Genomic DNA, 11,064 nt, shown 5'->3' on the forward strand with positions numbered 1-11,064 from the left:
TTTTTATTATCCAAATGAATCAGTCCGCATCATACCCCAGATTCGGCGCCAGCCAGCGCTCGATCTCCTCCACCGGCATTTGCTTGCGAACGGCGTAGTCTTCCACCTGATCGCGCTGGATTTGCGCCACGGCGAAATACTTGCTGTCCGGGTGGCTGAAGTACCAGCCGGACACCGACGCGCCCGGCCACATGGCATAAGACTCGGTGAGCGTCATACCGACGGTGTTATCCACGTCCAGCAGTTGCCAGATGGTCGCTTTCTCGGTGTGATCCGGACAGGCCGGGTAACCCGGCGCCGGGCGGATACCCTGATAGTTTTCGCGGATCAGCTCGTCGTTGCCGAGGTTCTCGTTCGGTGCATAGCCCCAGTGGACCTTGCGCACCCGCTCGTGCAGGTACTCGGCGAAAGCTTCCGCCAGCCGGTCGGCCAGCGCTTTGAGCATAATCTTGTTGTAGTCGTCGTGCTGCGCTTCCCATTGTGCGGCCAGTTCGTCCTCTTCCAGCCCGCCGGTCACCGCGAACGCACCGAGGTAATCCGGCTTGCCGCTGGCTTTTGGCGCCACAACATCCGCCAGACAGTAGTTGGGAAAATCGGTCTTTTCGGTTTGCTGGCGCAGATGATGGCTGACGGTCAGCACCTCGGTGCGACGCTCGTCGGTATAGATTTCGATGTCATCGCCCACCCGGTTGGCCGGAAACAGCCCTACGACCCCACGCGGATTCAGCGTGCCGTTGGCTGACAAGGTATCCAGCATGGCGTTAGCGTCGGCAAACAGACGCTTGGCCTCTTCGCCCACCACCTCGTCTTCAAGAATGTTGGGGTATTTGCCCGCCAGCGACCAGGTCATAAAGAACGGCGTCCAGTCGATGTAAGTACGCAATGTCTCGATGCCGGCGGAAACCGATTGCACGCCGAGGCGGTGCGCCACCGGCGGCGTATAGCTATCCCAGTCGATCGGCATGGCGTTGTCGCGCGCCACGCTCAGCGACACCGGCGGCGTGCGCGGTTTTTTGCGGCCGTGCTGGATACGCACCGTCTCGTATTCTTTGCGGATGCGCGCCACAAAGTCGCCGCGTTGGGTATCCGATAACAGCGCCGACACTACGCCCACCGAACGCGACGCATTCTGCACGTATACCGTCGGGCCGCTGTAATTCTGCTCGATCTTCACCGCGGTGTGCGCCTTGGAGGTGGTGGCGCCGCCGATCAACAACGGCAGCGTAAAACCCTGGCGCTCCATCTCTTTGGCGACGTTGACCATTTCGTCCAGCGACGGGGTAATCAACCCCGACAGGCCGATGATATCGACCTTCTCTTCGCGGGCGGTCTTGAGGATCTTGTCGGTCGGCACCATCACGCCTAAATCGATAATCTCGTAGTTGTTGCACTGCAATACCACGCCGACGATGTTTTTACCGATATCGTGTACGTCGCCCTTCACCGTCGCCAGCAGAATCTTGCCGGCGCTGGAGCCCTGGTCTTTGCTGGCCTGAATGAACGGTTCCAGATACGCCACCGCCTGCTTCATCACCCGCGCCGACTTCACCACCTGCGGCAGGAACATCTTACCGGCGCCGAACAGATCGCCGACCACGTTCATGCCGTCCATCAGCGGCCCTTCGATCACTTCGATCGGGCGGGCTGACTGCGCCCGCGCCTCTTCGGTGTCCTGCTCGATAAATTCGGTAATGCCTTTGACCAGCGCGTATTCCAGCCGTTTTCTCACCGGCCAGCCGCGCCATTCGGCCTCGGCTTTATTGCTGTCGTCGTCTGATTTACTACCGCGATACTTCTCGGCAATCGCCAGCATCCGTTCGGTGCCATCGTCGCGCCGGTTGAGAATGACGTCTTCCACCGCGTCGCGCAGCTCGGCGGGCAAATCGTCGTAGATCGCCAACTGACCGGCGTTGACGATGCCCATGTCCATGCCGTTGCGGATGGCGTAATACAGGAACACGGCGTGAATCGCCTCGCGCACCGGCTCGTTGCCACGAAACGAGAATGACACGTTGGACACACCGCCGGAAATCATCGCGTGCGGCAGTTGGGCTTTGATGTCGGCGCAGGCCTCGATAAAGTCCACCGCATAATTATTGTGTTCATCAATACCGGTGGCGACGGCGAAAATGTTCGGGTCGAAAATGATGTCTTCCGGCGGAAAACCGACCTCTTCGGTCAGTATGTGGTAGGCGCGGCGGCAAATCTCAATCTTGCGCGCGCGGGTATCCGCCTGCCCCACTTCGTCAAACGCCATCACCACCACCGCGGCACCGTAACGGCGCACCAGTCGGGCATGATGCACAAAGGCGTCCACGCCTTCTTTCATGGAGATGGAGTTGACGATGCCTTTGCCCTGAATGCACTTCAGCCCGGCTTCCACTACCTCCCACTTGGAGGAGTCGATCATGATCGGCACGCGGGCGATATCCGGCTCGCCGGCGATCAGATTAAGGAAACGCACCATCGCCGCTTCGGCGTTGAGCATGCCCTCGTCCATGTTGATGTCGATGACCTGCGCGCCGCTTTCTACCTGCTGACGCGCCACGTCCAGCGCTTCGTTGTACTTTTCTTCTTTGATCAGGCGTTTGAATTTAGCGGAGCCAGTGACGTTGGTGCGTTCGCCAACGTTAACGAACAGCGTGTCATCGCCGATGTTCAGCGGTTCCAGCCCGGACAGACGGCAGGCTACCGGCAACGTCGGCAAGGCACGCGGCGCCACGCCGTCAACGGCTTTGACCATCGCGGCGATGTGCTCAGGCGTGGTGCCGCAGCACCCGCCGATAATATTCAGGAAACCGGACTGCGCCCATTCACCGATTTGACGCGCCATTTCGTCAGCGTCCAGATCGTATTCGCCGAAGGCATTCGGCAAACCGGCGTTGGGGTGTGCGGTCACATAGCACTCGGCGATGCGCGACAGCTCCGCCACGTACTGACGCAGTTCGTCCGGCCCCAGCGCGCAGTTAAGGCCGAACGACAACGGCCGGGCGTGGCGCAACGAGTTATAAAACGCTTCGGTGGTCTGCCCGGATAGGGTTCGGCCGGAGGCGTCGGTAATGGTGCCGGAGAGCATCACCGGCAGCGTGACGCCCAACGCCTCGAATTCGGTTTCCACCGCGAAAATGGCGGCTTTGGCGTTCAGGGTATCAAAGATGGTTTCGATTAGGATGATATCAACGCCGCCTTCAACCAACGCGCGGGTCGATTCGCGGTACGCTTCCACCAGTTGGTCGAAGCTAACATTACGGTACGCCGGGTCGTTCACGTCCGGCGAGATCGACGCGGTGCGGTTGGTCGGCCCCAGCACCCCGGCGACATAGCGCGGACGCTCCGGCGTGCGTGCCGTCCACTCGTCGGCGCAGGCGCGCGCCAGCCGGGCAGCGGCGGTATTGATTTCCGCCGACAGCGCTTCCATCTCGTAGTCGGCCATCGCGATGCGGGTGGCGTTGAAGGTGTTGGTTTCCAGAATATCCGCGCCCGCCGCCAGATAATCGTTATGAATGGCGGTGATCACCTCCGGCTTACTCAGCACCAGCAGGTCATTATTGCCTTTCAGGTCGCAGTGCCAGTCGGCAAAGCGCTCGCCGCGGTAATCCTCTTCCTGCAGACGGTAACTCTGGATCATGGTGCCCATGCCGCCGTCCAGAATCATAATGCGTTGCGCCAGTTGCTGCTGTAATGCCTGTAACCGATTTGCCATCATCTTATTCTCGTTATCACCCTCGTCTGTGCGAACCTTTATCCTAGCACAACAGCCCGCCGCGCCAGCGCAGTACGCTGTTGATAAAACCGCCTGACAAGACGGTTGCATTCTGCGCTAAAAAAACGAAAATCGATTCCATGATATGAAAAAGGAAATCGACGATGACACCACCCGAAGCCGCCAAACGCGGCAAAAAACCCCGCGCTGCCGGCGCCAGCCCCGCTCAGCCTGCCGGGCAGGTACAGTCGCTGACACGCGGGCTGACGCTGCTGGAATACATCGCCAAAGCCAACGGCAGCATCGCGCTGACCGATCTGGCTCAACAGGCGGGCTTGCCCAACTCCACCACCCACCGGTTACTGACTACCATGCAACAGCAGGGGTTCGTGCGCCAGGTCGGCGATTTGGGATTGTGGACCATCGGCACCCATGCTTTTATCGTCGGCAGCAGCTTTCTGCAAAGCCGTAATCTGCTCAGTCTGGTGCACCCGATGTTGCGTCAGTTGATGGAGAGTTCCGGAGAGACGGTGAATCTGGCGGTGCTGGATCAGAGTGATTATCAGGCCATTATCATCGATCAGGTGCAGTGTACCGCGTTGATGCGCATGTCCGCGCCGATCGGCGGCAAACTGCCGATGCACGCGTCCGGCGCCGGCAAAGCGTTCCTCGCCATGCTACCGGACGACAACATCACCCAACTGCTGCACCGCAAAGGGCTGCATAGCTATACCCCGCATACCCTCAGTGCCCAGACGCTAAAGGAAAACCTGACCAGCATTCGCCGCCAGGGCTACGCGCTGGACGATGAAGAGCACGCGCTGGGCCTGCGCTGCGTCGCCGCCTGCATTCTGGACGAACACCACGAGGCGTTTGCCGCCATCTCCATTTCCGGTCCGGTATCCCGCATCACCGACGATCGCATCACCGAACTGGGCGCGCTGGTGATCAAGGCGGCGAAAGAGATTACCTACCAGTACGGCGGCGCGCGCTGATCGCCGGCGTCATGACGTCAGCGCGCCCGCTGACGTTACCGGGTCGGCATAACGTAAGCTGAAGCGCTTTCTGCGCCGGTAAGCGTAGACATCCTCAATATAGCCGTCGCGGATTCGCTGCTGCAACGCCCGCCAGTATTCGGCCCGAAACAGGTCGTTGTGCAGCTCTTCAAACAGCGGCAGCAAGCGGCGATCGCTGCACAGAAACTGGCGGAACTCTTCCGGAAACACATCATTCGGCCCGACGCTGTACCAGGGCTCCGCCGCCAGTTCGTCCGCCGGGTCGCGGGGCGGCGGGATGTCGCGGAAATTCACCTCGGTCATGTAGCAGATTTCGTCGTAGTCATAAAACACCACCCGGCCGTGGCGAGTGACGCCGAAGTTCTTGAACAGCATATCGCCGGGAAAGATATTGGCCGCCGCCAGTTGCCGGATGGCGTTGCCGTACTCGTCGATGACATCGCGCAGCGCCTGCCCGTCGACCTGTTCCAGATAGAGATTCAGCGGCGTCATGCGCCGTTCCATGTACAGATGGCGGATCACCAGCCGGTCGCCGAGATCTTCCAGCTTATCCGGCACCTCCCGCCGCAGTTCCGCCAGCAATTCCGGGCTGATGCGCGCTTTCTCCAGCACGAAGTTTTCATACTCCTGGGTGTCCGCCATGCGCCCGACGCGGTCATGCTCCTTCACCAGCCGGTAGCACTCCCGCACCCGCGCCTCGCTGACCTCTTTTTGCGGCGCAAACCGATCCTTGATCACCTTGAACACCCGGTCGAAGGTCGGCAGTGTGAACACCAACATCACCATTCCTTTCACCCCCGGCGCGGTAATAAACGGTTCCTGCGTACCGGCGATGAAATCAAGGTACTCCCGGTAGTACTCGGTCTTGCTGTGTTTCTGGCAGCCGATCGCCAGATACAGCTCCGCGGTGGTCTTACCCGGCAAAATCTCCCGCAGCCAGGCCACCAGCGCCGACGGCAGCGGCGCGTAAACCATGAAGTAGGAACGGGCGAAGCCAAACACGATGCTGGCATCCGCATGGCGGGTCAGGCAGGTATCGATAAACAGCGCGCCGCGCTCGTTGTGGTGAATCGGCAGCAAAAACGGAAACACGCCGCCCGGCAAACGCAGTTTTCCCACCAGCCAGGCCGCCTTGTTACGGTAAAACAGCTCGTTCGCCACCTGCAACGAGGCGTTCGCCAGCGACGCCGCCGGGAACGCTTCCCGCAACGACCGCACCACATAACCGATGTCCCGCGTCAGGTTTTCCCACGGCAACCGCAGCGGCAAGGCGGTCAGCACCGCTTCCAGCATCGCGGGCCAGCCGCCGTCGGGCTGGTAAGTCCGAGCCAGCGGACGCGGGATTTCCTGAAAGCGTCGCGCCGGCTGCGAACTGAACACGAACAGTTTGTCCGGCGTCAGCTCACGGTGATTAAACAGCCGGCAATACACCGAGTTGAAAAAGCTCTCCGCAATTTCGAAGCGCGGATAGTCCGGCAACAGCGCGGTATAAATCTGTTTGACCCGCGCGACAAACGCTGCGTCGTAACACTGCCGGTCGGTGATGCAGCCCAGCTGTTCCACCACCAGCCCGACATGATGGTCGTAAAGCTGGATACGCTGCTTCATCGCCTGCTGCACCGCGTGCCAGTCCGCCTGCTCGAAGCGCTGCTGTGCCCCGGCAGTCACCTCCAGAAACCGGCCGTACTGCGCATCGAACCCTTGCAGAATGGTCTGCGCCACCAGTTGTTCCCGTCCCCGACTCATCCATCTCTCCTCTAACGCCGTCGACTTAACGTAATGCGGCCAGCATCAGGCTGGCCGCTTCATCGTATGGAGGATTCAGAACTGCTGTTCCTCCGTCGAACCGGTCAACGCGGTGACGGACGACGCGCCGCCCTGAATCAGGGTGGTCACCTTGTCGAAATAACCGGTGCCCACCTCCTGCTGGTGAGACGAGAAGGTATACCCTTGTTTAATGGCCGCAAATTCCGGCTGCTGTACTTTCTCCACGTAGTGCTTCATGCCTTCGCCCTGCGCATAAGCATGCGCCAGGTCGAACATGTTGAACCACATGCTGTGGATACCCGCCAGCGTGATGAACTGGTATTTGTAGCCCATCTCCGACAGTTCATCCTGAAAACGGGCGATGGTGCGATCGTCCAGATTCTTCTTCCAGTTGAATGACGGCGAGCAGTTGTAGGCCAGCAGCTTGCCGGGAAAACAGGCGTGAATCGCCTCGGCGAAACGCCGCGCCAACGCCAGGTCGGGCGTTGAGGTTTCACACCACACCAGATCGGCGTAAGGCGCGTACGCCAGCCCGCGGCTGATCGCCTGCTCCACCCCGGCGCGGGTACGGTAAAACCCTTCCACCGTGCGTTCGCCGGTAACGAAGTCTCGGTCGTAATCATCACAATCCGAGGTCAGCAAGTCGGCAGCGTCGGCGTCGGTACGCGCCACCAGCAAGGTCGGTACGCCCAGCACGTCCGCCGCCAGCCGGGCCGCTACCAGTTTCTGCACTGCTTCCTGCGTCGGCACCAGCACCTTGCCGCCCATATGGCCGCACTTCTTCACCGACGCCAGTTGGTCTTCAAAATGGACGGCGGCGGCGCCCGCTTCAATCATCGATTTCATCAGCTCAAACGCATTCAACACCCCGCCGAAACCGGCTTCCGCATCCGCCACGATCGGCAAAAAGTAGTCGGTGTAACGTGGGTCATCCTGCCCGATGCCGTTGGCCCACTGGATTTGATCCGCCCGCCGGAAAGTATTGTTGATACGCTGCACTACCTCTGGCACCGAGTTGGACGGATAGAGCGACTGATCCGGGTACATGCTGGCGGCCAGGTTGGCGTCCGCCGCCACCTGCCAGCCGGACAGATACACCGCCTCCAGCCCGGCTTTCGCCTGCTGCAACGCCTGCCCGCCGGTCAACGCGCCAAGGCAGTTGACGTAGCCTTTGCGCGACTTACCGTTCAACAGCTTCCACAGCTTTTCCGCGCCCAGTTGCGCCAGCGTACAGGCGGGGTTCACCGACCCGCGCAGATTCACCACGTCTTCCGCGCGGTACGGGCGGGTAATGCCTTTCCAGCGCGGCGTGTTCCACTCTTGTTCCAGTTGCTCGATTTGTTGGGTACGAGAGGTGCTCATAGCGATTCCTTTTTTAAACAGGATTAATCAAGTAAGTCGTAACCGGGTAAGGTGAGGAAATCGATTAATGCGTCCTGCGTGGTGATGCGTTCCATCAGTCGGGCGGCTTCCTCGAAGCGGCCGCCGTCGAAGCGGGCGTCGCCCAGCTCAACACGGATAACCTGCATCTCTTCGGCCAGCATCTGGCGAAATAGCGCCTTGGTCACCACCCGACCGTCACTGAGGGTTTTGCCGTGGTGGATCCACTGCCAGATCGAGGTACGGGAGATTTCGGCGGTGGCGGCATCCTCCATCAGCCCGTAAATCGGCACACAGCCGTTGCCGGAAATCCAGGCTTCGATGTATTGCACCGCCACGCGGATATTGGCGCGCATACCGGCTTCGGTGCGTTCTCCCGGACAAGGTGCCAGCAGTTCGTCGGCGGTCGCCGCCGCATCGTCTTCGCGCAACATATCCAGTTGATTGGGACGATCGCCCAGCAGGCGATCGAACACCGGCATCACCGTGTCGGCCAGGCCGGGATGGGCGATCCAGGTGCCGTCATGACCATTGCGGGCCTCCAGCTCCTTGTCCTGCCGCACTTTCTCCTGCACCCAGGCGTTGCGCTCCACGTCTTTGCTGGGAATGAACGCGGCCATCCCGCCCATCGCAAACGCGCCGCGCCGATGACAGGTTTTGATCAGCAAACGTGAATAGGCATTCAGAAACGGTTTGTCCATGGTCACCGACTGGCGATCCGGCAATACCCGGTCCGGATGATTTTTCAAAGTCTTGATGTAGCTGAAGATATAGTCCCAACGACCGCAGTTCAGCCCGACGATGTGGTCACGCAGGTGATAAAGAATTTCGTCCATCTGGAACACGGCGGGCAGGGTTTCAATCAGGATGGTGGCTTTGATGGTGCCGCGCGTCAGGCCAAAATGGTCCTCGGTGTAACTGAATACCTCACCCCACCAGGCGGCTTCCTGCCAGGACTGGGTTTTCGGCAGGTAGAAATAGGGGCCGCTGCCTTTTGCCAGCAGTTGACGGTAGTTGTGGAAAAAATAGAGTGCGAAATCGAACAGGCTGCCAGGGATAGGCTCATCGCGCCACAACACGTGTTTTTCCGGCAGGTGCAAACCGCGTACCCGGCAGATCAACACCGCCGGGTCGGGTTTGAGCTGATAAATCTTTCCCGTCTCGCTGGTATAAGTGATGGTGCCGCGTACCGCATCCCGCAAGTTGATTTGCCCCTCAATCACTTTCGACCAACTGGGCGCCAGTGAATCTTCAAAGTCCGCCATAAAGACTTTCACGTTGGCATTCAGGGCATTAATCACCATTTTTCGTTCCACCGGGCCGGTAATCTCTACCCGGCGATCCAGCAGATCGGCTGGAATGCCACGCACCTTCCAGTCGGCTCTCCTTATGGAATTCGTTTCCGAAATAAAATTGGGTAATTCTCCGTTATCAATGCGCGCCTGTACCGCCTGACGTTCCGCCAGTAAGCGGTTACGCTGCGGGGTGAACCGGCTGACCAGCATCGTGAGAAAATCCACCGCCTCTGCCGTCAAAATCTGCCGTTCTTCCTCGCCAAATACGGCGGTAAACGCCAATTCCCTGCTTATCGTCTGTTGTGTCATGTCGTATTTCCTATTCCGCTGTCTTCGCCTGATCGGTTGTTCAATCTGTGAGCTCAACCCGAACGTTTTTCAGCCAACAGAACTAAGCCTAATCCAATAAAATTAAAAATCAAAAACAATTTCCATTTTTAATTTTAATTAAACTCAAGCACATGATTAATTTAAAATTAAAGTTATACGGAATAGAGAAATACATTCCATGAATCAACAAGGAGAAGAAGTCGCGACGTATCCGCAGGCTGCAGCTCAGCAGGAAAAAGAAAAGGCGCCATAAGGCGCCTGATGGGAGAGAACGAGAGGAAAAATCAATCCAGCGTAGGATTCATATGACGCAAATCGAACGGCGTGATCTGGTAAACGTAGTAATTCAACCAGTTGGAAAACAGCAGATGGCCGTGGCTACGCCAGGTCGCCCGCGGCGTTTTCTGAGGGTTATCCCCCGGGAAGTAGTTCACCGGGATCACCGGATTAAGGCCGGCATCACAGTCACGGAAATACTCGCTCGCCAGCGTCAGCGCGTCGTACTCTGGGTGCCCGGTCACAAACGCCAGCCGCTTATCCTTGCTGGCAAACAGGTAGGCTCCAGCTTCCTCGGACTCCACCAGAATATCCAGATCGGTGTGTTCACGAATCACATCGGAAGGGAAATCCGCATAACGGGAATGTGGGGCCAGAAAGGTTTCGTCAAAACCACGTGTCAACGGGGCATGCGGCTGCAGCGTATGGTGTGAATACACGCCGGATAATTTCACGTCACGGGTCAACTTGGGGATGCCGTACAACACATTCAACGCCGCCTGCACTGCCCAACACACAAACAGTGTAGAAGTGACATGCTCTTTGGCCCAGTTAACCACCCGCTCGATCTGCGGCCAATACACCACATCGCAAAAATCCACCAGCCCCAGCGGGGCGCCGGTCACGATCAAACCATCAAAGTTCTCGTGCTCGATATCTTCAAAATCGCAGTAAAAATTGTTGAGGTGCTCCGCCGGCGTGTTCTTCGATTCCCGGCTATCGATTCGCAACAACTGAATATCCACCTGCAGTGGCGAGTTCGACAACAGCCGTAGGAACTGGTTTTCCGTTTCGATTTTCTTTGGCATCAGGTTAAGTACCAGTACCTTCAACGGACGAATTTCCTGCGTTCTGGCTCGGGAAGACGCCATCACAAAGACGTTTTCATTGCGCAAGAAGCTGACAGCCGGCAACTCATCAGGAACCCGAATTGGCATAACCTTACACCTCACTGCATACGTTTATACGTTTATACGTTTAGCCTTCTAGGCTGCCGAAGATAGCGACTTTCCAGCGCAATGTCGAGCACATAACCGTCTGGTTGAAAATCTTTCATCAGAAATCAGATTTGTATATCCATTTTTAGCATAAGAATTACACAGTATGACGCAAAGCGAGATGATTATTCTGTTGATGCCGAGTGATAAAAACCGCAGAGAGAGGGGAATAAAGAGAAGGCCTTGCAGGGAAAAAGCGACAGGCACAGCGCAGGCGCGCGACACAACGCCGGGGAGAGCACAGGACCGGACCGGCCCGGACCGTAAAACCGCACACCGGGCCGCCGCCTGCCCTGACC

Annotated in this window: 6 protein-coding genes; 1 reads left to right on the top strand and 5 read right to left on the bottom strand. The window is 58.4% G+C overall.

Going from position 1 to position 11,064, the window contains the following annotated elements:
• Positions 1-19: 19 nt before the first annotated feature.
• Positions 20-3,703 carry a methionine synthase gene (gene metH, locus DDA898_RS19100; protein ID WP_038912660.1) on the bottom strand — a complete coding sequence of 1,228 codons (3,684 nt, stop codon included), beginning with the start codon at positions 3,701-3,703 and terminating at the stop codon, positions 20-22.
• Between the two features lie 164 nt (positions 3,704-3,867).
• Between metH and iclR the strand changes: the two genes are divergently transcribed.
• Entirely contained in the window at positions 3,868-4,698 is an 831-nt protein-coding gene (gene iclR / locus DDA898_RS19105; RefSeq protein ID WP_013319671.1) for a glyoxylate bypass operon transcriptional repressor IclR, read from the top strand.
• A gap of 9 nt (positions 4,699-4,707) precedes the next feature.
• On the opposite strand, the gene aceK is transcribed toward iclR, so the two are convergent.
• From aceK to metA, 4 genes are all read right to left on the bottom strand, one after another.
• Positions 4,708-6,465: a bifunctional isocitrate dehydrogenase kinase/phosphatase gene (aceK, locus tag DDA898_RS19110; RefSeq protein ID WP_038912062.1), complete on the bottom strand. Its 1,758-nt coding sequence runs from the start codon at positions 6,463-6,465 to the stop codon at positions 4,708-4,710.
• Between the two features lie 75 nt (positions 6,466-6,540).
• Positions 6,541-7,848 (bottom strand): isocitrate lyase, encoded by a 1,308-nt coding sequence (aceA, locus tag DDA898_RS19115; protein WP_038912063.1) that lies wholly within the window; start codon positions 7,846-7,848, stop codon positions 6,541-6,543.
• Positions 7,849-7,871: 23 nt separating this feature from the next.
• Positions 7,872-9,470 carry a malate synthase A gene (gene aceB, locus DDA898_RS19120; protein ID WP_038912064.1) on the bottom strand — a complete coding sequence of 533 codons (1,599 nt, stop codon included), beginning with the start codon at positions 9,468-9,470 and terminating at the stop codon, positions 7,872-7,874.
• A gap of 305 nt (positions 9,471-9,775) precedes the next feature.
• A complete protein-coding gene (gene metA, locus DDA898_RS19125; RefSeq protein WP_038912065.1) occupies positions 9,776-10,705 on the bottom strand; it encodes a homoserine O-acetyltransferase MetA in 930 nt (309 codons plus the stop codon).
• Positions 10,706-11,064: the final 359 nt, after the last annotated feature.

Source organism: Dickeya dadantii NCPPB 898 (genome assembly GCF_000406145.1).
GTDB classification, from domain to species: domain Bacteria; phylum Pseudomonadota; class Gammaproteobacteria; order Enterobacterales; family Enterobacteriaceae; genus Dickeya; species Dickeya dadantii.

What these genes read in the sequence shown, in the direction of transcription:
- metH (WP_038912660.1), bottom strand. Translation starts at nt 3,703, where the DNA reads ATGGCAAATCGGTTACAGGCATTACAGCAGCAACTGGCGCAACGCATT.
- iclR (WP_013319671.1), top strand. Translation starts at nt 3,868, where the DNA reads ATGACACCACCCGAAGCCGCCAAACGCGGCAAAAAACCCCGCGCTGCC.
- aceK (WP_038912062.1), bottom strand. Translation starts at nt 6,465, where the DNA reads ATGAGTCGGGGACGGGAACAACTGGTGGCGCAGACCATTCTGCAAGGG.
- aceA (WP_038912063.1), bottom strand. Translation starts at nt 7,848, where the DNA reads ATGAGCACCTCTCGTACCCAACAAATCGAGCAACTGGAACAAGAGTGG.
- aceB (WP_038912064.1), bottom strand. Translation starts at nt 9,470, where the DNA reads ATGACACAACAGACGATAAGCAGGGAATTGGCGTTTACCGCCGTATTT.
- metA (WP_038912065.1), bottom strand. Translation starts at nt 10,705, where the DNA reads ATGCCAATTCGGGTTCCTGATGAGTTGCCGGCTGTCAGCTTCTTGCGC.